The sequence below is a fragment of the Brucella gallinifaecis genome (assembly GCF_006476605.1).
GTDB lineage: Bacteria > Pseudomonadota > Alphaproteobacteria > Rhizobiales > Rhizobiaceae > Brucella > Brucella gallinifaecis.
Map to the genome: position 1 here is coordinate 104,028 of NZ_ML636805.1, position 21,355 is coordinate 125,382.

Genomic DNA, 21,355 nt, shown 5'->3' on the forward strand with positions numbered 1-21,355 from the left:
GATCCGAATGAAGGAGTGATGACGTGCGAATTTTGCTGACGAACGATGATGGTATCCACGCTGAAGGCCTCGCAGTTCTGGAGCGTATCGCGCGTCAACTCTCGGATGATGTCTGGGTGGTTGCTCCTGAAACAGATCAGAGCGGCCTTGCGCATTCGCTCACCCTCTCAGAGCCGCTTCGTCTGCGTAAAATCGATGAGCGTCATTTTGCTTTGCGCGGAACGCCGACCGATTGCGTGATCATGGGCGTGCGCCATGTGCTGCCGGAAGCACCTGATCTTATTTTGTCGGGCGTTAATTCCGGCGCTAATATGGCTGACGACGTGACCTATTCGGGCACGGTCGCTGGCGCTATGGAAGGTACGCTGCTTGGTGTGAAGGCAATCGCACTTTCGCAGGAATATGATTATGATGATGGACGTCGGATCCTGCCATGGGAAACGGCCGAAACGCATGCACCTGAATTGATCAGGACATTGATTGAAGCAGGCTGGCCGGAAGGTGTGCTGCTTAACGTGAACTTCCCGAATTGTGCACCGGATGAAGTCAAGGGAACCCGCGTTACAGCACAGGGCAAGCTTAGCCATGATGCGCGTCTCGATGAACGACGTGACGGACGTGGTTTTCCTTATTTCTGGCTTCAGTTTGGCCGCATGAAAACAGAAGTGGCCGCAGATAGCGATGTTGCCGCAATCAAGGGTGATTTTATTTCGGTCACGCCACTTCAGCTTGATCTGACTGCACAGAAAGTTCGTGCGCATCTGGGTAAAGCACTTGGGGTTGAAGTATGAAACAGACTTTGTCTGAACGCCCGCAGCTTTCGGACAGAGAAGGATTTATGTCCTTCGTCATGCGCATGAGAGCGCATGGCATCAATGATGCTCGCCTTTTTGGAGCAATTGAAGCAACGCCGCGTCAGAGCTTTATTGGCTCTGCGTGGTCGCATCTGGCTTTTAGCCAGCGCACAGTGCCGCTTGATTGCGGTGAATATATTGAAGGCATTGACGATCAGGCGCGGGTCATTGCGGCCCTTGATCTGGAGCCGGGGCACCGTGTTCTGGAGATAGGTACGGGATCTGGCTTTACGGCTGCGATTATGTCGATGCTTTCGGGCCGTGTGACAACGGTTGAACGTTATCGCAAGCTTTGCGATCGCGCCTTGCAGCAGTTTGTGGCGCTCAAGCGCGAAAACATCATGGTGAAACATGCCGATGGTCGCCATGGAATGCCGGGCGGTCCTTTTGATCGTATTGTGATCTGGTTGGCCTGTGAGGATATTCCACGTCATTTCGTCGATCTTCTGGCAACGCATGGCGTATTGGTGGCGCCGGTTGGGCCGGGCGATGGCTTGCAGACTGTTACGCGCATTGCAAAAGTCGGCAGTCGCTTTGAACAGGAAAGCATTATGCCTGTCCGCTATCAGCCATTTATTGAGGGCACGTCCTCCGTCCTGTGAAGGGATAGTGCATTGATTTATTTGTATTAAATCTGATTTTTATATGAGCTGATACCTGAACCGGTGTCTTATAGGACGGTGTTTTTGTGCACATATGGTGTCTAATTGGTGAATATTTTTTATAACAAATCTCTATTTTTAACCAGCGAGTAACATTAACGCGTTTTAATGTGTCCAAGTGAGTATCAGAGTTGGGCGAGTTGAACATGCGTTTTCCAATATTGCAGTATACGTCCGAACGTCTCCTGCGGAATGCAGCGATCGTTCTGATTGCCGGTTTTGGGGCAGGGTGCAGCGCAGATACAATGCGCTTTACGGATGGTATTTTTACAGGCTCCACACCTAATCAGCGTGTTGTGCAGCAGCAGCCGGCCAGTCGTGTTTATGCATCTGCGCCGCTGGCTTCCGCTCCTCCGGTTTCCAGTGGAACGGTTCAGCGCAACAGTCTTCCGCCGGTTTCCTCTGCAGCCGCTGCAACACAGGCGCAGACACAGGTGAATCAGGCACGTGACATGGCAGCAAACCATGTTAACAATGCCGGAACGCAGGTGGCGAGTGCCGCTGGAGTTGCGAGCAATGCAGCTCAAAATGCAAAATCCAATGTTCTCGGTCAATTGCCTGCAACAGCAAATGGAGTGCCGATTCCTGCTGCCAATCAGGTTGGTGCCCCTGTTGCTGCTGCAAAGAATGCTGTGACGGGCGGAGGCTATACGGTTAAATCGGGCGATTCGCTTTTTTCGATTGCACAGAAGCACAATGTACCGGTTGACCGGTTGAAACAGGCGAATGGCCTGACAAATGGTGCCATCCGTGTCGGGCAAAATCTGGTCATTCCTGCGGCATCTTCTGCTGTGACACAGGTTGCAGCCGCTGCGCCGCAGCCAGTCAAGCCAGCCACTTCCGCACCTGTTCAAACGGCTTCGGTTGCGCCGAATGAAGCTTCAAATGTCAAGCCTTATACACCGCCTCAGGCGAGCAATAAGGTGATCGAGGATGCTGAAAAAGATAAGTCTGTCGCTCCATCGTCTACCGGTATTTCGCAAATGCGCTGGCCGGTTCGCGGTCGTATTCTCGCAAGCTTTGGTCAGCGTGACGGCACTTCCGTCAATGACGGTATCGACATTATGGTACCGGAAGGCACAGCCGTTAAAGCTGCAGAAAACGGTGTTGTTATCTATGCCGGTGATGGCTTGAAAGAGTTTGGTCAGACGGTCTTGATCCGCCACGATAACGGGCTTGTTACTGTTTACGGGCACAACAGCCAGATCCTTGTGCAGCGCGGTCAGAAAGTCCGTCGCGGCGAAGATATTGCAAAATCGGGCATGAGCGGCAATGCGAAGTCGCCAAAACTGCATTTTGAAGTGCGTAAGAATTCGTCCCCGGTTAATCCTTCCAAATATCTGGAAGCATGATCGAAATACGCTCTAAATTAAAAAGGCGGGTCTTGAACCCGCCTTTTTATATTGCCACCGTTTTATATGGTGTTACATCGTCTTGCCAAGACGACCGGCGAGATCCTGAATATATTGCCATGCCACACGACCAGAGCGGTTGCCGCGCGTGGTCGACCATGTCAGTGCTTCTGCATGCATTGTCTGTGGATCATAATCGAGCTTGTAATATGCGGCATAGCCGTCAACCATCGCAAGATAATCGTCCTGACTGCATTTGTGGAAACCGAGCCACAGGCCAAAACGATCAGACAGTGAAACTTTTTCTTCAATCGCTTCCGACGGATTGACCGCTGTGGAGCGCTCATTGTCAATCATATCACGCGGCATGAGATGACGGCGATTGGATGTTGCATAAAATATGACATTGTCAGGGCGACCTTCAACGCCGCCTTCAAGCGCAGCTTTCAGCGACTTGTAAGACGTGTCGTCATGATCGAATGATAAATCATCGCAGAACAGAATGAAGCGATAGGGCGCTTCCTTGATGAGATTCATGAGGGCAGGGAGGCTGTCGATGTCTTCGCGATGGATTTCAACGAGTTTCAGCGGCAGCTGATCCGCCAGTTCCGTGTTGACGCTGGCCTGCGCTGCCTTGACGAGCGATGATTTGCCCATCCCGCGTGCGCCCCACAGCAGAACATTATTGGCCGGATAGCCCTTGGCAAAGCGACGTGTATTATCGACAAGCTGGTCGCGCACCAGATCGACGCCGCGAATAAGCGCGATATCGACGCGATTGACATGCTTGACCGGATCAAGTGTCAGCCGTTCAGGTGCCCATACAAAACAGTCGGCTGCCTGGAAGTCGGGGACTGCAGGTTGGGGTGGTGCAATACGTTCAATCGCTGCGATCAGGCGATCAAGTTTCTGGCTGAGTATATTATCGGTCGTCATTTCATGCCCTCAGATGATGTGGGTGAGGGCTTAACATGCCACAGCCGGCAGGAAAAGTGTGTGCGCTTGGTTCTGTAAGGTCATCGTCGGTTGCAATTGGCGCACTAACCATTGTAATGCCATTAAGAATTTGTCTTTAAGACTTCCAGAGGAGTACCTAATGTTCGTAACACCAGCCTATGCACAAGTTCCCGGTGGCGCCGGTGGGTCAGATATGCTCATGAGCATTCTTCCATTTGTCCTGATTTTTGTGATCATGTATTTCCTGATCATCCGCCCACAGCGTACGCAGATGAAAAAGCGTCAGGAAATGCTGGCAGCCGTTCGTCGTGGTGATACGATTGTAACCGGCGGTGGTATCATCGGCAAGGTCCAGAAGGTCCATGAAGATGGTGAACTCGACGTTGAAATCGCTGAAGGTGTTAAAATTCGCGTTCTGCGCAGCGCTCTTTCAGAAGTACGCCTCAAGGGCGAACCTGTCGCAGACAACAAGAACAAGTAATTTTTGAATTGAGACGGCCCCGGTAAGAATTTCATAACCGGGGCTTGCTCATTATCGTGAAGCTTGCGTAACGCGCTTGCATTCACAAGGACCGGACGCATTAAGCATCCGGTTCAAGTTCTTCCAGCCGAAACGGAATTGCTTCTCGATGCTTTATTTTTCACGTTGGAAATCGGCTCTGATCTGGTTGGTAATTATTGCCAGCTTCATCATTGCATCGCCTAATTTTTTCTCTCGTGAAACCCTGGCCAATCTGCCCGGCTTTTTGCCGTCCAAGCAGGTGGCGCTTGGGCTTGATCTTTCCGGTGGTTCCCGCCTTGTGATTCAGGTGCAAAATCCTGGCCGGGGTGATGTGGATCGCACCAAAGACATTATGCGGCAGCGCCTTGAAGAACTGGGCTATGGCAGCCCGATTGTTGAAGAAGAAGGCCGCAATCGCATTCGCATCGAAGTTCCGGGTCTTTATGATGCTCAACTTCTGAAAGATATTCTCAGCATTCGCGGTGAGCTTTCATTTCTTGAAGTTGATGATAGCCTGTCGCCCGATGATGTCATTCGCGGCGGAGCTTCGCCGACTGATAGTTCTGTTATTTATTCTTCTGACGATCCGCCAGTCGGTTATCTTGTCAAAAAACAGCCGATTTTTACGGGTGCCGGCGTTGTTGATGCAAAAGCTACGCTTGCCGAAGACGACAATGAACCCGTTATTACGCTGACGCTGGATGAGAAAGCGCGTAGCGCACTCGCGGCTGCCACTGCTCAGGTAACAGACAAGACATTTGCCATTGTCGTTGATAATCAGGTTGTATCTGCGCCCGTTGTAGACGAGCCGCTGGATACTGATGAGTTGCAGATTTCCGGCGCTTTCGATTTGCAGTCTGCCAATAATATGGCTGTTGTTTTGCGCTCTGGTGCTTTGCCTAAGGCCGTAACCGTTCTTGAAGAACGCACGATAGCATCCGCACTGGGCGACGATTATGCAAGCGCTGCCGTTTCCGCAGCATTGCTTACAATGTTGCTTGTCGGCCTGTTTATGATCCTGTCCTATGGCATTCTTGGTGTGATTGCCATGGTGGCGCTTGTCGTCAATATGGTCATTCTGGTGGCGATCATATCTTTGATAGGCGCATCGATATCACTCGCAAGTGTTGCGGGGATCGTGCTGATTATTGGCATGGCAGTTGACGCCAATATTCTGATTTATGAGCGCGTCCGCGAAGATCGCCGCAAAGGTTATTCCGTTGTTCAGGCTATGGAATCCGGCTTCTATCGTGCTCTTTCAACCATTGTTGACGCCAATCTCACCACCATGATTGCAGCGCTTGTGCTGTTTCTGATGGGCTCTGGCCCGGTTCATGGTTTTGCGCTTACCGTTACCATTGGTATTCTGACAACATTATTTACGACACTCACCTTCACGCGCTTGCTGATTGCCCAATGGGTGCGGACTGAAAAGCCCAAGGAAATCCCCAAGCGCCGTATCAAGCTGGTTCCCACGGTCACGCATATTCCGTTTATGCGTCTTCAGTTTGTAACGCTTGCCATTTCTGTACTCGCATGTGCGATTGTTGTGGCTCTCTTTGTCAATATCGGTTTCAACTACGGTATCGATTTCCGAGGCGGCTCGATGGTCGAATTACAGGCACGAAGCGGTGACGCTAATCTGCCTGATATCGAAGAGCGCATGAGTGAGCTGAATATTGACAGTGCGCGTGTGTTGCCTGCCAAGTCGCCCCGCTCTGCACTGGTCATCATTGGCAGTCAGGAAGTCGGCGACGAGGCCGAGCAGACAGTTGCCGTCAAGTTGCGCGGTGAGTTCGAGCAGGACTATTCCTTCCAGCGTGTCGAGGTTGTTGGCCCGACCGTTTCCGAGCAGCTTTCACAGGCAGGACTTCTGGCACTGTTTCTGTCGCTGGCCGGTATTTTTGTTTATGTCTGGATAAGATTCCGCTGGCAATTGGCGCTTGGCGCAGTTCTTTCAACGCTCCATGACGTTATCATTCTGGCGGGCGTGTTTATCGTCTTCCGTATGGAGTTCAATCTGTGGAGTGTGGCGGCAGTCCTGACGATTATCGGCTATTCGCTCAATGATACGATCGTTATTTATGACCGGGTGCGTGAAAATCTGCGCCGTTACAGCAGTGCGCCGCTGCCTGCGATTATTGACGCCTCCATCAATCAGACATTGTCACGTACATTGCCAACGGCTTTTGTGACTTTTATTGCGCATATTCCGCTCTATATGTTTGGTGGTGCGGATATTCGCATGTTTGCACTGGCATTGAGCGTAGGCATCATCGTGGCAACCTATTCATCGATCTTTATCGCAGCACCCTTGCTTGTACAGTTTGGCCTTAAGCCGCGTGCTGCTGATGGTGACGATGCAATGGGGGATGATCTGGCGCAGTCGCTCAATCTGGATAATTAGAGCGCATCCCGAAAAGTGTGAAACGGTTTTCGGAATAAGATGCGCGTAAAATAAAAAGCGCATCCCGAAAAGTGTGAAGCGGTTTTCGGAATAAGATGCGCGTAAAATGAAAAGATAGAGCATTTCTCATTGCTCAATCTAAATTGGAAATGCTCTGACATGGCTAAAGGTATAGAAATTCGCGAAGCTCATTTTCCCGGTCGCGCACCCATTGATGCTTATGGAAATGGCGGTTTTCGTTTTGCCGAAATGTCGCATAAGGGATCTATACTTTGCTTGCCGTCGGGCATTCATGGATGGGATCCGCAGACGCCGCCGGTTCTGTCGCCCCGTGATCTGGGAGCAATTCTCGAACAGGCGAGTGACATAGAAATCCTGCTGGTTGGAACAGGCATGGACCTGCGCCGCATACCGGAAGATGTTCGTGCAATATTGCGTGAACATCGTATTTCGTCCGACCCGATGAGCACCGGTGCGGCCGTTCGCACCTATAATGTGCTGCTTGCGGAAGATCGTGCCGTGGCAGCAGCACTGATTGCGGTAGACTGATTTTATGAACCAGAATGAAGCACATTGCCTGGCGCTTCTGCGAGAGGCTGACCGGGATCGCTATTTTTCCGTGCTCTATGCCCCGGAAGAGAAACGTGGTGCGCTTGCTGCACTTTATGCATTCAACGCAGAGGTTGCCCGGATTCGCGACCTGGTTCATGAGCCGCTGCCCGGAGAAGTGCGTCTGCAATGGTGGCGCGATCTCATCAATGGTGAGGCTAGGGGAAGTGCTCAAGCGCATCCGGTCGCAGCAGCACTGATGGATGCGATTAGCAAATATGATTTGCCGCATTTGGCTTTCGACAATTACTGCGAAGCACGCATTTTCGATCTTTATGATGATCCGATGCCAAGCCGGAATGATCTGGAAGGCTATTGCGGCGAAACAGCCTCTGCGCTGATCCAGCTTGCGGCTCTTATTCTTGATCGTGATGCAGCACAGGCCCATACAGAAACGATCGGCCATGCCGGTGTCGCACAAGCAGTCACAGGCCTGTTGCGCCTTATGCCAATTCATCGCGGTCGCGGGCAGATTTATGTGCCTGCGGATATGTTGCAGGCAGTTGGCGTGACCCGCGAGACATTGCTTGGCAATGACGACAAATCTGCCCATGAGCGCGTCGTCAGCGTGATGATTGCGCTGGCACGTGAGCATCTTGCAATTTTCGACAAATCGAAGAAAGCCCTGCCTAAAAGTCTCGGCCCGGCATTTTTGCCGATGACGCTTGTTCCAGCCTATCTCAAAGCGATTGAGCGCCTTGGCAGCAACGCTGCTGATCAGGTGGCTGATCTTTCAGCCATCCGTAAACAATGGTTGATGTTGAAAGCCGGTTTTTAAAAGAGAAAGGTAGCTTTCTGAAGAAGAAAACTACCTTATCTATTTGTTTTTAATGTTTTTTTTAAGTTAAGCCTTATTGCTCAGCCATTCTTGAAAATCAGCCAGTGCGCGTGCAGACAAGGCACGTTTTTTCGCAATGGTTTTTTCTTTGCCGCGAAGCCGTTTGCCTTCGGTCTTTGGCACTTCAATTGGTGGGAACAGGCCAAAATTCACATTCATAGGCTGGAATGAGCGTTTGCCCGGCTCGTCATCATCCGCAACAATATGGCCGCCCGTAATGTGGCCGAGAAGCGCACCAAAAGCAGTTGTTTGTGGAGGCGCAACAGGTGTTTTTCCGAGCTTTTCCGCCGCGGTGAAGCGCCCGGCCAGCAGACCAATGGCCGATGATTCGACATAGCCTTCGCAGCCGGTGATCTGCCCCGAAAATCGCAAGTTTTCGCGTGATTTGAGACGCAGCACATTATCAAGCAGCACCGGCGAATTGAGATAGGTATTGCGGTGCAAGCCACCAAGACGCGCAAATTCAGCATTCTCAAGGCCGGGGATCATCTTGAAAATGCCAGTCTGCGAGCCGTATTTGAGCTTGGTCTGGAAGCCGACCATATTATAGAGCGTGCCAAGTGCATTATCCTGACGAAGCTGCACAACTGCATAGGCTTTCACCGTCGGATTATGTTCATTGGTGAGACCCATGGGCTTCATTGGGCCATGGCGCAAGGTTTCCGGGCCGCGTGCAGCCATAACTTCGATTGGCAGGCAACCATCGAAATAGGGTGTGCCTTCCCATTCCTTGAAATCGGTGGTGTCACCTTCAATCAGTGCAGCGACAAAAGCCTCATACTGCTCCTTATCCATGGGGCAGTTGATATAGTCTTTACCGGTGCCGCCGGGACCAATCTTGTCGTAACGCGACTGAAACCAGCAGATATCCATATTGATCGAATCAAAATGAATGATTGGTGCGATCGCATCGAAAAAAGCGAGTGCATCTGCACCCGTTTGTGTCTGAATGGCTTGTGCGAGTGACGGTGCAGTCAGCGGACCGGTTGCAACAATCGTTGTGCCCCATTCTTCTGGCGGCAGGCCTGTGACTTCTTCGCGTTCGATGGTGATCAGCGGATGGGCTGCAAGTTTTGCGGTTACTGCTTGCGAGAATCCTTCGCGATCAACGGCCAGGGCGCCGCCGGCAGGAACCTGATGCGCATCCGCACAGGCCATGATCAGCGAGCCTGCAAGGCGCATTTCGGCATGAAGCACACCGACAGCATTGGTTTCAGCATCGTCTGAGCGGAAAGAGTTGGAGCAAACAAGCTCTGCGAGCTGCTCTGTCTTATGCGCATCTGTGCCGCGCATGGGACGCATCTCGTGCAAAACAACAGGCACGCCGGCCTGTGCAATTTGCCAGGCAGCTTCTGAGCCAGCGAGACCGCCGCCCACGATATGTACGGGGGAGATATTTGTATCTTTTGACATGGCAAATTCCATATCGCCTTTGCAGGTCGCCTTCAATGGGAGAAAGCACAGCGAAACGGGAAGCGCAAAAACAAATGGCATCCATCGCGGGAGGAGGTGCGATGGATGCCATTATTGTCAGGCCGGAATTGGGAGGAGGAGAGTCCCGGCCCTGGCGCCGCAAAGCTTGGGAGGAGGAGTGCTTTGCGACAGGCCGGACCTGATGGGAGGAGGATTCAGGTCCGGTAAATTGAATTCTGTCAGCGTTCGTTAGACTTAACGTCCTTTGGACTGACGCGCTACATATGGGATGTCTGCGCGGGAAATGCCAAGGTCGTTGAGTTCGCGCGTCGAAAGCTGGTTAAGCTCATTGACAGTGTCGCGGTAACGGCGCCAGTTATTATAAGAGCGAAGCAGGTTCATCGTTTTATTCCTTCATCGTTGAGGAACTGTCATTCAATTCATCTCGTTTTGTTGCCCATCATATAACTCATTGTTTTCACTACTTGCAGGCCCAAGTTTGCATAGCTGCCTTGCGGGTTTGGCACGACGTTCTAAATCGATTAGACTGGCAGGGCACAAAATTGCCGTAAAGTGCCTAAAGGTATTTGTTTGCCGGCTGGTGAGTTTCCTATATGTTCTCAGCCACTTAGTCATCCACGGCGTCAACGGATAGATTCTCCGGGAGTTGTTTTGTCGTTTTCAGTTTCAGTAGAGCGCCTGATCGCGCATTGGCAGCAAGAAGGCCTCATCGATGCAGATACTGCATCGCGGCTCAATGCCGACCTTGAAAAACGTGGCCCCCGGTTCAGTCTCGGCACGGTTCTCGCAACACTTGGCGGGCTTTTGCTGGGGGCTGCGGTCATTATGTTGGTAGCCGCGAATTGGCAGGATATGCCCCGCATTTTACGCATTGGCCTGATCTTTGTGTTGATCTGGGCTTGTTATGTGGGCGGTGCATGGCGGCAGTTGCATGGAGATAAAATTTTGCCGCAGGCGCTTTATATCGTTGCTGCATCCTCGTTTGGTGCAGGCATCGCGCTTGTCGGGCAAATGTATCATATGTCGGGCGATACGCATTTTGCGGCACTTGTGTGGGCAACCGGTGTTCTGGCCGCTGCTTTTTTGCTGCGCTCATCGGTGCTCACGGCTTTTGGTGCGGCCGTTGCTTGCTTTTATTTATCGACCTACGCCTTCGATCACAATTATGGTGAAGTGAGCTATCGCTGGATTGGACCATTGCTGGTTCTTGCTGGCGCTGCTGCTGCTCGCTTCACGCAATCACGCCATGCAGCGCATATTCTGTGCCTGTTTGTATTGGGCTGGGCAACATTGCTTTATGCAGAAAATGAGAGCCGCGTGATTCTTGGTATGATGCTGGTTGTCGGCATCTTGTTTATGCTTGCAGATGCATTCGCACATGACGCCCTTCAGAAACTGACACGCTTTGCACATCCGCTGGCGTCTTATGGATTGCTGCTTGCATTGCTGGCGCTTGGTATTCTTCAGGTTGATCAGATTGTTTCGCCGATCTTTAATGAGGCGCTTACGCAGGATGTTATCTATGGCATCCTCGTTCTGGCTCTTTCCATTGCAGCATTGGCCATATGTGGCCGTGATAATGGCAGTCTGCGTTCGATAGCCTATGCAGCTTTTTCTTTTGAAGTGCTTTATCTGGCTTTCTCGACAGTTGGATCAATGATCGGCACGTCCGGTTTCTTCCTGACGGCAGGTGTCTTGGTGCTTCTTCTCGCAGCCTTTGTACGGCGTATGGAACGCCGGTTCGGGAGAAAGCGCGAAATGGAGGTGCGGCCATGAGCCTGTTTAAGAGTAAATGGCTCTACGCAGGCGCCGTTGCCGCTGCATTGCTTCAGACAGGCATTCTTTATGCAAGCATAGAAAAACGTGCATCCGTGCTGCGCTCTGGTCATGAAGTTGTGCTTCAGACCCGTCCTGTCGATCCGCGTGATTTGATGCGGGGAGATTATGTGGTTCTTGGCTATGACATCACATCGATTGATCGCAACATTATTAAAGGTACTCCAATTGATCAATCGCGTGTTGTTTATGTTGCGTTGAAGCCTGGAGCTAATGGTATCTGGCATATTTCGCGTGCATCTTTTGTCCCCTTTGATGATCTTTCGGGGGATGAAGTGCAGATTCGCGGAGAGTCGCCTTATGCGATCACCGATTATCCCGGTGCGACGATCAATATACGTTATGGTATTGAACGCTATTATGTGCCTGAGGGGGAAGGGCGTGCAATCGAAGATGGTCAGCGTGATCTTGAAATCACAGCTGTGGTTGCCATTGATGATGCCGGTACTGCCGTTATCAAGGCTTTGCGCAATAAAGGTAAGCAACTTTATCAGGAGCCGCTCTATTAATGCGGTTTTCTGCGAAAAAGGCTTGGCTAAGGCGATAAGATCGCTATATAGGGGCAGAAAGCACGAAAGCGCTTTGACTTTAAAGAGCTGGCAAATCAATGCTGGTAAAACGGCTTTTTTCCTTTGAACCGGGAAAATTGAATGATATAGAGACGCGCGCTTTCGAGAGGCGGTTCAAATATCTGGAGCGAAATTAGTGCGTTCGGTGGAATGCGCTTCGGTTCAGAGGCGGATATGGCGAAATTGGTAGACGCACCAGATTTAGGTTCTGGCGGGAGACCGTGGGGGTTCGAGTCCCTCTATCCGCACCATTATTCTTGAAGAAAAAATCAGCTAAAGCATTGTAATCAAATGATAAATCGACAATTAACAAATTGGCGATTTACAAGTTTGCTCAAAATTGTGATACATATCGCGCTACATGGTGGGTTTTTCACGCTGTTTTGAGGTGCGTTTATGGGGCGATTTACGAACAAAAAGGACCCGGATCGGTTCCTGTTCGAGCGGGCTGGCAATTATTATTATCGTCGTCGCGTTCCGGGAAATATCGCTCATGTTGATGAACGCGCACCAACGATTCGCATTTCCCTTAAGACTGATGATCTGGCTCTTGCCCGTTCCAAGCGCGATTTGATGGAAGAGGCTGATAATATCCTCTGGGCATCAATGATCATGGATGAGCCGCGCGATCCTGCCCGTGCACGCTATGAGGCTTCTATGCGTCGAATAGAGGCGCTTGGTCTCACATATAGATCCTCGCACACCATGGCCGCAAATTCTTCGCTGGAAGAGATCGTGACGCGGCTGGAAATGGTTGCCACACAAAGAATGCCACAGGAACTGGCGCAGGGTGTCGCTGGCATGATCCCGGTTCCTCCTGTGACAGTCAGCAAGGCATTCGAAATTTATTGTGATGAGATTGTTCCTGATGAACTGGTCAATAAAAGTGCCGTTCAAAAAGCGCAGTGGAAGAAGGTGAAGCTGCGAGCGGTGAATAACTTCATCCAGATTGTCAGCGACAAGGCTATGACTGACATCACGCGTGATGATGCCATGAAGCTTTATCGCCACTGGTTGGAGCGGATAGCCCCAAAGGATGGCAAGATTACGCACTCTGCATCTTCGGGCAATCGCGACATCGGTAACATGCGTGTGCTGTATGATGCGTATTTCAATTACATCGGTGAGGAGGGGAAGCAAAACCCGTTTGCACGTCTCAACTTCTCGAACAAGAAAAAGCGTTCTCGGCCGCCGTTCCCGCGTGAATGGCTGATTAGTACAATTATGAAGCCTGGCAACCTCGAAACCCTCAATGATGAGGCGAGGGGCATTGTGCTGGCGCTCATCGAAACTGGTGCGCGGCCAAGTGAGCTGGCAAACCTGTCGCCGTCCTCGATCCGCCTGTCGCATAAAGTGCCTCACATCGCTATTGAGCCACGTGATGATCCTGATGATCCGCGTGAGATTAAAACCTCGTCGTCGGAGCGTATCGTGCCACTGGTGGGCGTGGCTCTGGCTGTGTTCCAGAAACACAAAGAAGGTTTCCCGCGCTACAGGAACCGCGAGAATGACCTGTCCGCAACCTTGAATAAATATTTTAAAGAAAACAGCCTGTTTCCGACGCCAAACCATAAAATCTATTCATTCCGGCATTCCTTTGAGGATCGCATGAAAGAAGCGAACATAGATGACGAACTGCGCCGGATACTTATGGGGCACACAATAGAACGCCCGCGCTATGGCACGGGCGGCTCGCTCGAATGGCGTCGTGATGAGTTGAAGAAAATTGCGCTGCCGTTTAGTCCGATGATTGTTTAAGTCTTGCTGGTGTTCAGTATTAATAATATTTACAGCGCATGCCGAATATCTAAAAGGGTCTGTATTAATATCTAAAAGTCTACAGGCTTGCGACGCCGCTATAGATTACATGGTAAAAAAATAGCGGCGCCGTTTTGTTTCACTTTCATCGTTGTAAAGAAATTAATTCAACTGAATTTCACTGTTTAGAACAGCGCTTTCTACAAATGTACTAAGTTGTTGTGTCATGGAGTTATAAATTGAGTCGTCTTTCGGCCCCCCTTCGAAGGTGAGAACAAATGCGGCTGTTTGTTCGCCCAACTCACGCTGTGTTCCGCTGACGTCAAACTGGTAACGGTCACGCGAAAATATTTGTGCTCGAAGTTTCAAGCTGTTACCCGAAAAACCTAGGCCATTTCTTTTTGAGAAATCTTTCATATGCCGCCGCACTGGGTGCCATTTTGCTAGTTCTGATCTGGCTTCATTCTCTTCTGTAGTATTTTCCTTCATGCTTCCAAGAAGATTGGAGCTTTTTCCATTTGCATCAAAATACTGAAGAGCAGCTTGGATACGGGTTGCGAAATAATTTGACCCACCAGAATCGGATACTTTAGGTTTTAAAACGACGGTGAGCCGCGACTTTCCAAATAATTTACCATCCTTTATTAGCTCAGGCGGTATCGGAATATCATTCCAGAAGTAGACAAAACCGGGAGTTAAATTAGCGGTCCACGCCAGTGTGACGGTGCCGGGTGCGCAAGTCCACGGTAGTGTCCCTGAGTAAGGTGTTCCCCATCCAATTGCTCTATCGTGCCTTTCAGATTCCGCCTTATCAATTAGGAGTGCTTTCACCAAATCGGGAGATGGATTTTTTAGATTGGCATATGTGTGAGCGGCCAAAGAAGACACGAGTGGTGCAGCATAGCTGCTACCGCATTGAGGCTGACCACCTCCGATCATATTTAATGTAGAAAACCAACTAAGGTCTGGTTTTAGCATGCCGTCTGGACCTGGCCCCAGTAATGACACGTTACATGGGCCTGCTGGCTTACCATCGCTATCATATTGGCGACCACCTACAACAATTGCCGCCTCAGAATCAGCTGGTGGGCAAAGCTGATGAGTGGGGTTATCAATTCGGCGATTGCCGATTGAAATGACAAAAATAAGGTCGAACTCGCGAGCTAGTAGAGAAAGCTCATGGCCAAGAAAACTAACTGAAGACAAATCAGGTTCGGGTGATATTTGATTGAATGAAAGGTTCCAAACCTTCGCGTCAGGATAATTTTGGGCCACCTTCCTTAAATAGTTTATAAGCATCTCAGGATTAGTTGCGCCGTTTCCTCCAGCCTTAGCCACAGCTGTAACTGTTCCTAATCTACAGTCTATTTGGGGTAAATGAAGTTGATTGTTCCAAGCGTGACCATGCACGACAAGAGATGATACTCGATTTCCATGAACTGTGTCGGCTGCGGCTCCAGAAAATAGAACAGGAGCTGCCCATGCTTCCATAGGTTTGTAGGATTTCGCTGTTAATCCGCCGTCCACTACAGCCACGATCGGTTGTGACCCTGACGATGGTGATGGTGGAGATGGGTGGGCACCGATACTCGGTGCAGTCACTTCAATCCGTGGAACTGGATCTACTCTAAAAGTTGATCCAGAAGCTATTAGTTGGACTAGTGCTTGCTTGTTAGGTATTATGGCGTATGTTCTCGCGACGCCGTCATTTTTATACCTACGAATTGCGCGATTGATGTTTGACTGTGTGCGGTTAATTACTGGTACTAAATAATTTTCTGAATCTGACATATCTGTAGAGTTAGTAATGGCTGAATAAGTCTGTTTTATCCAACCAATTTCTTCAATCTTCTGCAGAGTATTTACAACCGAGTCCCGTGATTTTTGATCACGAAATGGAATAAACCATAAAACGAAGCCTTTTCCTTCTTCGGAGCCGTCCGCGCTATCCCACAGGGCGTCAATAGATCTGCCTCGCAAAACAGAGTCTTCATCAAACCTAGAAATAGATTTAATGCGCGATATGCAAACTCTAGCTTCACGTGTGGCAGCTGTCTCAATATACTTGCCAAGCTTTTTCAACTTGTCGGCATTTATTTCGACCAAATAGCCTTTATCTATTGGAGATACAAAATTACAACCGAGCTTCTCATCAAATAATTTTAGTGGTGTCCAAGAGGGTGCAAGTGAATCCCGAAACATTTCTACTGATAGGTGTAGTTTGTCTCCATGCAGACTAATGCTTTCAGCTTCCTTCGCAATTTTTTGGCAATCATTACTTAATTTCACACGTTGATCAGCAAGGCGTTCTTTTTTAACTGCGTCTTCACCGCTACCCGATACAAACGGCTCCTCGGGGACGGCCACTTTCTTAAGTGTAAGAACTGGATTTAAGAGTGGATTTTTGTTGCGCGGTTCAGTTGCCATAACGCTCATCCTTCAGATATGCAGAAACTGCCTGTCGTGTAATACCAAGGAAACGTGCAACATCGGCGCCGCTTACGTGGGCATGTTGTAAAAGATAAAGAGCAAGTTTCTTTTTGGTTTCAGTGTTCAGACCATTTCGTTCTGGCATTACACTTTTGCCCTCTGTTAAACATAATGATGCCCAAGCTACAGCAGAGAAGTCTACTGGACGATTGTCTAATAAGGCATGTCTTCGAGCGGAAAGGGATATATCTTCAATTTCTGCTCCAGTAAGACCCTTTGAAATTTTTGCTAATAGAATCGAATTGGAATTTTCAGAATCATCTATTTGAAGAAAGTTTTTCCAAAGGTCTATTCTTACATCTAAACTTGGTGATGCCAATTCAATCTTATATGGAAATCTTCGCCAGATAGCGGCATCAAGTAGTTGCGCATGGTTAGTTGCGCCAATAATAATCGATCTATCATCCAAAGAATCAAGCCCTTGTATTAATGTATTGACAACCCGCTTCAGTTCTCCAAGTTCGTTTTTATCATCTCGCACTTTCGCAACGGCATCCATCTCATCAAGAAATAAAACAGCGTTTCTGTTTGGAATGAAATCAAAAACACTGCGAAGGTTCTTTGCGGTATCACCTAAAAATGATGAGACAACAGAATCTAGGCGAACAACATATAGTGGCTTATTTAATTGAGCTGCGACATGCCCGGCTAATAAGCTTTTTCCTGTTCCGGGAGGTCCCGATAACAGCAAAGAAAGTCGAGTTGATATTCCTTTTGAAGTCAACAATTCTGCATTACTGGCATCTTCTATGAAATCTCTAAAAACAGCACCATTTTCTTGTTCAATAAACAACGGTGTTGTCGGCCACGGCTGTTCTTCTACTAGTGGTGATCGGGATTTTGAATCAACTGGAAGAGATTCTGTGTAACCGGACGCCTGTAATGGTATGCCTTTGCGACGAATCAACGATTTCAAAGCAGATGCAGCCTCAGGATCATCGGCAGCTAGTGTTCGGGATATATTCGAACCAATGCGCCTTACTCTAGTGTAGTCAGCAGACAAAGCTGCATCAAAAAGCTGCAAAAGTTCAGTGTTAGATATCGTCATAATAGGCTTCCAAGTCAATCGATTTCATGAAAACGTAAACCGATTTACGAAAATTAGCAATCAATTCTTCTCAATTGTAAAACACTTCTCGTAATTCACCGGTTGTCTTTTTAAGTTGTAAATTTGGAATAATAGGCAGTCGTCTTATAAGTTTCCGAAATGCAATCGCCTAACTTGCTTGTTTAAGCTGCTTGCGCCCGTGATTTGACGCGGTTGAGCGCTTTGGTGACGATGTCATCTACATCCCGCAGTCCATCCAGCTCGCTTTCCAGCCTTTGCCAAAGAGGGGCACCAAGGGCCGCTTCACCATTCCGTGCACCGGCCATGATGTTTGCGAGGATATCGAGCGCGTTTTCCACGCGCTCTGCTGTCATTGGAGGTTTTTTGCGGGGTCTGGCCATTAGTCAGTCTCGACAGGCCGTCCGCTTTTGAGCGTGTAATAGGTGTCCGGCTTAATGCCGTTACGGCCTACGGTCGTAATGATTTTGCGCAAGGTTGTCATAACAGCCCCACGATCTGTGCGCCAACGATGGCGGCAACACTGACACTTGCAAAAAGTGCAGCAATAACAATCTTATGGTTGAGACTGTTATCATGTGACTTATAGGCAGACGGTAGGTTGAAACCATTAGAGTCGATCTGATTACGCATAGCGTTTTACCTCCGATATTACAGGAGGGCGTTTGATCATTACCGTGAAAGGTTGGCCTTCCAGAGCGTTAGCTAAAGCCGCAACTGCTTCCAATGGTGCCGGATCCCAGATTTCAATCTGTGCATCACTGGCGCGGTCGCCATCCAGAATGCCATGCAGTGATGCACGGTCAGTTTCATTTAGGTTGCGCCATTTTTCGATACAGTAATCACCAAACAGAATACCGCGTGGTGATCCGCGCTGGCATGTTCCAACTGAAAAGCCGTGGGCTTGCAGCAAGCTTTCTGCTCGACGAATAGCAGCAAAATCACCGGGGTCGGTCAGCCTTGCCATGAAAATGATGTTTGACATTGGTCTCTCCGCTTAACCCCGGGGAGAACCGACTGCGCTTTCTATTCATACCCGATCCAGCGCAGCCGGTTTCAGCGGGGGCGAGTAGAAAATACACGCAATTGCGTGCATGTAAAGAGATTAAACGCAATTGCGTGTATTTTTATGTTGCCCACTGATTCTAAATAAAGGTCAATTGGGTTAACGTATTTAAGCGCAATATAAACAGGGCGGTTAATAATCTCTTATGAAAATTGCTTGTAAGGACCGTATATTCTTGTTTTGTTCCCGCCAATCGTGCACGTTAATAGGGTAAAGGGCTTGCGGAGGGTATTATGGTGGATTTGGATGCGAAAATTCTAGCGGAGTGGGTAATGCTTAATAGTCGCGTCCGAATGAGGATACTCAAGGATTTTGTCGGGGCGCTGCCTGAAGAGCTGTCAATAAAGCTTTTTTCTGCTCATTCGGGATCACTCTCAGAACAGACAGGAGATACTCATCATCGCTAGACAGTTCAAATCCTAGAAAAACTTGCGCCACACTTAAATTCAACTCTTTGGCCAAGCGTAAAACCTTGTTCACGCTGGGGTCTTTGTCTGTGTTCTTGAGTTCATTGACAAAGTTAACGCCCAGACCAGCCGCCTTGCTGATTGCTCGGTCGGATCTGCTGTCGGCTTCAATTGCTTCAATTAAGCGTTTTTTCCAGTTTTCATGCATGATCATTTCATACCACGTGCACGAAAAAACGTGTGAACGTAGTTGCGTGTATTGCAAGTGCACGCAATTGCGTGTATCGCTGCGATATGAGCACAAATCTTCTTGATGAAATTGACGCTTTTCTTGCTGAAAGAAAAATCGGCGATCACAGATTTGGAGTGTTGGCTATAAATAATGGCCGACTGATGGAGCGTTTGCGCTCTGGCGGCCGCATTTGGCCTGAGACAGCAGAAAAGATACGGCACTTCATCAAGCGTGAACGTGAGATTCTTTGCGCAAAAAACAACCAATCTTTCGGACGGCCATGTGCATCTGTTGACAATTCCAATTCGCCCGAAGTCCTCCCATCGGGTGAGGCTGGGGGGCAGCAATCTGCCGCTTGTTGCGCCCCAGCATCTGTTTCCGGGGAGGTGGCGCGATGATCTGGCGAGGTTGTGATCCATGACTTTCATTTCCTGATGCCGTTTTGACGGCCTGAAACTCTCAAATTTTTGACCTTCCCGCCACGGGAAACAACGTCGGGTTTTCCCGGCGCGGGAAGGCTTTTTGTTTTTCGATAGGGGAAGCAGCATGAGCGAAACAGAACCACGCGAATTTACAGAACGCTGGCGCATGCGGATTTTTGCGGCCCAGACGGATCTGATCGACGCTTATGGCGGAAGCCGCCGTGTTGTTGAAAAATTCTCGATTTCAAAAAGTCAGGTCGGGCGTTGGTATGGTGGTGTTGATCGTGACACCATGCCAACACCGATTGTCATGGCGCTTGAGGGATATGTTGGTCGACCTATCGTCACCGGCATCATGGTCGAATTTCTTGGCTATGAAGTTGACGGTTCGGTCAGCCAGAGTTCGGCTCAATCCTGTCTTTCCTCTTTAAATGCTGACCTGGTGGAGCTGGCTGGCAATATGATGGTCGAAACCGTTCGCGCTAAGGCTGATGGGGTGATTACACCTTCGGAATCGCAGCAATTGCGCAAGCTTTCCCGTCAGATTGCAAAAGTACACGCTAAAATTGATGGTCGCCTTGCAGGTGCTGAAGCACGTGAGGCTTCCGAGCTGCATGGGGTGTCAAAATGATATCCGCGCAGATTTTCAAATATCTGAAATGGTCAAATGACCGATGGGTGATGTGTTGGCGCCATCCTGTCAACCGCTACAACAATGACCGTTCGCGCAGGGTTTTGGCGCGTTTCCCTCAACATGCAGACATTCTCGCCCGGCTGACAGTCGAGGCTGGTTCGCGTCCGCGAAAGGTAGGACGCCATGGCTAATGTTGAGGAGGCATATGACCCATATGCGCCACGCGCCATAAAAAAGAAGGGCAAGGCAAAGCCCGATGAGCCAACGGTTAGCATGCAGGTTGGTGATGGGCCTGTTTCACCGGAAATCCCGATCAGCCAATTGCATACCATGGCGGAAGGTCTTTCCGGACATATACGCGGCGCGAAAAAATCCAAGGTCGAGAAGGCTGAGGAAAAGGCTGCAAATATTATCGCGGTCGGCCAGCTCCGCGCCTTCATTGAGCGTATCGAGCGGCTTGAGGAAGAAAAGAAAACTGTCGGGGACGATATCAAGGAAGTCTATGCCGAATTGAAAGGTTCCGGCTTCGACAGCAAGACCGTCCGCACCATCATCCGCCTTCGCAAAAAAGAAGACCATGAGCGTCAGGAAGAGCAAGCCATGCTTGAACTCTACATGGATGCTCTTGGCATGTCGTGAGGTTTGCCATGCAGACGGAAAGCAATCTGGTTGAAAAATGGATTTTAGAGCACGGTGGTCCACGCCGTTTCGAGCCGCAAGTGCGGTGCTCGTTCTATTATGCACAGGACTATCTCGGACAGTTCGGCATTCGTCTTCATCTGCATGATGGGCAATGCAAAATGCTGGAAGGTGGACGCTGGAAGCGTCTGCGCTGGCCGCAAGTCCTGAAAATGGTTGATGAACGGCGAGCGGCGCAAGGTTTGCAGACCTTGCAGGCGGTGCGCCAATGAGCCAGTTTTTCAAGAGCCTTATTGCAGCGTTCGGCCTTATCGTTGTTTTTGATATCGGCATGCAGGCAGCGGATCGCGCCATTCTGTTTCCGTATCTTGGCATTGGTGATGATGATTCTGACGGATCATACCGATCTGGCATGTCCGTTCGCCGGGATGCGTTGACCGGGTGCGAGTATTTGGAAGGCCGCTACGGTGGCTTGACACCGCGCCTTGGCCCGGATGGGCGGCAAGTCTGCCGACAGGTGCGGTCATGATCAGGTTTCTCATCAAGCATGAATACCTTGTTTCGGTTGTCATCGCCGTTGTCGTCACGCTTGCAGCGGCCTCTCCATTTTTCATTGTCATT

23 protein-coding genes and 1 tRNA gene are annotated in these 21,355 nt (G+C 49.7%); 15 read left to right on the forward strand and 9 right to left on the reverse strand.

What is annotated here, in order from left to right:
- Positions 1-23: 23 nt before the first annotated feature.
- The 3 genes from surE (at position 24) to dipM (ending at position 2,868) form a co-directional block, all read left to right on the forward strand.
- Positions 24-791: a 5'/3'-nucleotidase SurE gene (gene surE / locus FHY56_RS10550; RefSeq protein WP_140905128.1), complete on the forward strand. Its 768-nt coding sequence runs from the start codon at positions 24-26 to the stop codon at positions 789-791.
- Entirely contained in the window at positions 788-1,456 is a 669-nt protein-coding gene (locus FHY56_RS10555; protein WP_140905129.1) for a protein-L-isoaspartate(D-aspartate) O-methyltransferase, read from the forward strand. The genes surE and FHY56_RS10555 overlap by 4 nt, the downstream gene beginning before the upstream one ends.
- 191 nt (positions 1,457-1,647) lie before the next feature.
- Entirely contained in the window at positions 1,648-2,868 is a 1,221-nt protein-coding gene (gene dipM, locus FHY56_RS10560) for a cell division endopeptidase DipM (protein WP_140905130.1), read from the forward strand.
- Positions 2,869-2,940: 72 nt separating this feature from the next.
- Here dipM and FHY56_RS10565 read toward each other — a convergent pair whose 3' ends face one another.
- On the reverse strand, positions 2,941-3,804 hold the full coding sequence (locus FHY56_RS10565; protein WP_140905131.1) for an ATP-binding protein: 864 nt from the start codon (positions 3,802-3,804) through the stop codon (positions 2,941-2,943).
- Positions 3,805-3,964: 160 nt separating this feature from the next.
- Here FHY56_RS10565 and yajC point away from each other — a divergent pair, with 160 nt between their 5' ends.
- The 4 genes from yajC (at position 3,965) to FHY56_RS10585 (ending at position 8,121) form a co-directional block, all read left to right on the forward strand.
- The gene (gene yajC, locus FHY56_RS10570) at positions 3,965-4,306 is read left to right on the forward strand and encodes a preprotein translocase subunit YajC (RefSeq protein ID WP_140905132.1); all 342 of its coding nucleotides are present in this window, start codon (positions 3,965-3,967) and stop codon (positions 4,304-4,306) included.
- Positions 4,307-4,412: 106 nt separating this feature from the next.
- Positions 4,413-6,734: a protein translocase subunit SecDF gene (secDF, locus tag FHY56_RS10575; RefSeq protein WP_268898915.1), complete on the forward strand. Its 2,322-nt coding sequence runs from the start codon at positions 4,413-4,415 to the stop codon at positions 6,732-6,734.
- A gap of 159 nt (positions 6,735-6,893) precedes the next feature.
- Positions 6,894-7,283 (forward strand): Mth938-like domain-containing protein, encoded by a 390-nt coding sequence (locus FHY56_RS10580; protein ID WP_140905134.1) that lies wholly within the window; start codon positions 6,894-6,896, stop codon positions 7,281-7,283.
- A gap of 4 nt (positions 7,284-7,287) precedes the next feature.
- On the forward strand, positions 7,288-8,121 hold the full coding sequence (locus tag FHY56_RS10585; protein WP_140905135.1) for a phytoene/squalene synthase family protein: 834 nt from the start codon (positions 7,288-7,290) through the stop codon (positions 8,119-8,121).
- Positions 8,122-8,187: 66 nt separating this feature from the next.
- On the opposite strand, the gene trmFO is transcribed toward FHY56_RS10585, so the two are convergent.
- Both trmFO and FHY56_RS10600 read right to left on the reverse strand, forming a co-directional pair.
- Positions 8,188-9,594, reverse strand: a complete 1,407-nt coding sequence (trmFO, locus tag FHY56_RS10590) for a methylenetetrahydrofolate--tRNA-(uracil(54)-C(5))-methyltransferase (FADH(2)-oxidizing) TrmFO (protein ID WP_140905136.1) — start codon at positions 9,592-9,594, stop codon at positions 8,188-8,190.
- 255 nt (positions 9,595-9,849) lie between these two features.
- Entirely contained in the window at positions 9,850-9,996 is a 147-nt protein-coding gene (locus FHY56_RS10600) for a DUF1127 domain-containing protein (protein ID WP_140905137.1), read from the reverse strand.
- Positions 9,997-10,266: 270 nt separating this feature from the next.
- Between FHY56_RS10600 and FHY56_RS10605 the strand changes: the two genes are divergently transcribed.
- From FHY56_RS10605 to FHY56_RS10620, 4 genes are all read left to right on the forward strand, one after another.
- Positions 10,267-11,391: a DUF2157 domain-containing protein gene (locus FHY56_RS10605; protein WP_140905138.1), complete on the forward strand. Its 1,125-nt coding sequence runs from the start codon at positions 10,267-10,269 to the stop codon at positions 11,389-11,391.
- Positions 11,388-11,960 (forward strand): GDYXXLXY domain-containing protein, encoded by a 573-nt coding sequence (locus tag FHY56_RS10610; protein ID WP_140905139.1) that lies wholly within the window; start codon positions 11,388-11,390, stop codon positions 11,958-11,960. The genes FHY56_RS10605 and FHY56_RS10610 overlap by 4 nt, the downstream gene beginning before the upstream one ends.
- Positions 11,961-12,188: 228 nt before the next feature.
- Positions 12,189-12,271 (forward strand) — tRNA-Leu (locus FHY56_RS10615).
- 145 nt (positions 12,272-12,416) lie between these two features.
- A complete protein-coding gene (locus FHY56_RS10620; RefSeq protein ID WP_140905140.1) occupies positions 12,417-13,778 on the forward strand; it encodes a DUF6538 domain-containing protein in 1,362 nt (453 codons plus the stop codon).
- A 162-nt stretch (positions 13,779-13,940) separates the two neighbouring features.
- On the opposite strand, the gene FHY56_RS10625 is transcribed toward FHY56_RS10620, so the two are convergent.
- The 6 genes from FHY56_RS10625 to FHY56_RS10645 form a co-directional block, all read right to left on the reverse strand.
- Entirely contained in the window at positions 13,941-16,205 is a 2,265-nt protein-coding gene (locus FHY56_RS10625) for a S8 family peptidase (protein WP_158447751.1), read from the reverse strand.
- Positions 16,195-17,316: an AAA family ATPase gene (locus FHY56_RS10630; protein WP_140905142.1), complete on the reverse strand. Its 1,122-nt coding sequence runs from the start codon at positions 17,314-17,316 to the stop codon at positions 16,195-16,197. The genes FHY56_RS10625 and FHY56_RS10630 overlap by 11 nt, the downstream gene beginning before the upstream one ends.
- Positions 17,317-17,498: 182 nt before the next feature.
- Entirely contained in the window at positions 17,499-17,717 is a 219-nt protein-coding gene (locus FHY56_RS10635) for a hypothetical protein (protein ID WP_140905143.1), read from the reverse strand.
- A 97-nt stretch (positions 17,718-17,814) separates the two neighbouring features.
- Positions 17,815-17,967 carry a hypothetical protein gene (locus FHY56_RS17800; protein ID WP_158447752.1) on the reverse strand — a complete coding sequence of 51 codons (153 nt, stop codon included), beginning with the start codon at positions 17,965-17,967 and terminating at the stop codon, positions 17,815-17,817.
- The gene (locus FHY56_RS10640) at positions 17,960-18,319 is read right to left on the reverse strand and encodes a hypothetical protein (RefSeq protein ID WP_140905144.1); all 360 of its coding nucleotides are present in this window, start codon (positions 18,317-18,319) and stop codon (positions 17,960-17,962) included. The genes FHY56_RS17800 and FHY56_RS10640 overlap by 8 nt, the downstream gene beginning before the upstream one ends.
- A 384-nt stretch (positions 18,320-18,703) precedes the next feature.
- On the reverse strand, positions 18,704-19,015 hold the full coding sequence (locus FHY56_RS10645) for a hypothetical protein (protein WP_140905145.1): 312 nt from the start codon (positions 19,013-19,015) through the stop codon (positions 18,704-18,706).
- A gap of 570 nt (positions 19,016-19,585) precedes the next feature.
- Between FHY56_RS10645 and FHY56_RS10650 the strand changes: the two genes are divergently transcribed.
- The 4 genes from FHY56_RS10650 to FHY56_RS10665 all read left to right on the forward strand — a co-directional run bounded on the left by FHY56_RS10650 (position 19,586) and on the right by FHY56_RS10665 (position 21,263).
- Positions 19,586-20,092 (forward strand): hypothetical protein, encoded by a 507-nt coding sequence (locus tag FHY56_RS10650; RefSeq protein WP_140905146.1) that lies wholly within the window; start codon positions 19,586-19,588, stop codon positions 20,090-20,092.
- Positions 20,093-20,449: 357 nt separating this feature from the next.
- Positions 20,450-20,734 (forward strand): DUF2312 domain-containing protein, encoded by a 285-nt coding sequence (locus FHY56_RS10655; protein ID WP_376889660.1) that lies wholly within the window; start codon positions 20,450-20,452, stop codon positions 20,732-20,734.
- 8 nt (positions 20,735-20,742) lie between these two features.
- Positions 20,743-21,006 (forward strand): hypothetical protein, encoded by a 264-nt coding sequence (locus FHY56_RS10660; protein ID WP_140905147.1) that lies wholly within the window; start codon positions 20,743-20,745, stop codon positions 21,004-21,006.
- Positions 21,003-21,263, forward strand: a complete 261-nt coding sequence (locus tag FHY56_RS10665) for a hypothetical protein (protein WP_140905148.1) — start codon at positions 21,003-21,005, stop codon at positions 21,261-21,263. Before FHY56_RS10660 ends, FHY56_RS10665 begins: the two co-directional genes overlap by 4 nt.
- Positions 21,264-21,355: the final 92 nt, after the last annotated feature.

Coding starts and splice junctions, on each gene's coding strand:
- FHY56_RS10555 (WP_140905129.1), top strand. CDS start 788: ATGAAACAGACTTTGTCTGAACGCCCGCAGCTTTCGGACAGAGAAGGA.
- FHY56_RS10565 (WP_140905131.1), bottom strand. CDS start 3,804: ATGACGACCGATAATATACTCAGCCAGAAACTTGATCGCCTGATCGCA.
- yajC (WP_140905132.1), top strand. CDS start 3,965: ATGTTCGTAACACCAGCCTATGCACAAGTTCCCGGTGGCGCCGGTGGG.
- FHY56_RS10580 (WP_140905134.1), top strand. CDS start 6,894: ATGGCTAAAGGTATAGAAATTCGCGAAGCTCATTTTCCCGGTCGCGCA.
- FHY56_RS10585 (WP_140905135.1), top strand. CDS start 7,288: ATGAACCAGAATGAAGCACATTGCCTGGCGCTTCTGCGAGAGGCTGAC.
- trmFO (WP_140905136.1), bottom strand. CDS start 9,594: ATGTCAAAAGATACAAATATCTCCCCCGTACATATCGTGGGCGGCGGT.
- FHY56_RS10600 (WP_140905137.1), bottom strand. CDS start 9,996: ATGAACCTGCTTCGCTCTTATAATAACTGGCGCCGTTACCGCGACACT.
- FHY56_RS10610 (WP_140905139.1), top strand. CDS start 11,388: ATGAGCCTGTTTAAGAGTAAATGGCTCTACGCAGGCGCCGTTGCCGCT.
- FHY56_RS10620 (WP_140905140.1), top strand. CDS start 12,417: ATGGGGCGATTTACGAACAAAAAGGACCCGGATCGGTTCCTGTTCGAG.
- FHY56_RS10625 (WP_158447751.1), bottom strand. CDS start 16,205: ATGGCAACTGAACCGCGCAACAAAAATCCACTCTTAAATCCAGTTCTT.
- FHY56_RS10630 (WP_140905142.1), bottom strand. CDS start 17,316: ATGACGATATCTAACACTGAACTTTTGCAGCTTTTTGATGCAGCTTTG.
- FHY56_RS10635 (WP_140905143.1), bottom strand. CDS start 17,717: ATGGCCAGACCCCGCAAAAAACCTCCAATGACAGCAGAGCGCGTGGAA.
- FHY56_RS17800 (WP_158447752.1), bottom strand. CDS start 17,967: ATGCGTAATCAGATCGACTCTAATGGTTTCAACCTACCGTCTGCCTAT.
- FHY56_RS10640 (WP_140905144.1), bottom strand. CDS start 18,319: ATGTCAAACATCATTTTCATGGCAAGGCTGACCGACCCCGGTGATTTT.
- FHY56_RS10645 (WP_140905145.1), bottom strand. CDS start 19,015: ATGCATGAAAACTGGAAAAAACGCTTAATTGAAGCAATTGAAGCCGAC.
- FHY56_RS10650 (WP_140905146.1), top strand. CDS start 19,586: ATGAGCGAAACAGAACCACGCGAATTTACAGAACGCTGGCGCATGCGG.
- FHY56_RS10660 (WP_140905147.1), top strand. CDS start 20,743: ATGCAGACGGAAAGCAATCTGGTTGAAAAATGGATTTTAGAGCACGGT.
- FHY56_RS10665 (WP_140905148.1), top strand. CDS start 21,003: ATGAGCCAGTTTTTCAAGAGCCTTATTGCAGCGTTCGGCCTTATCGTT.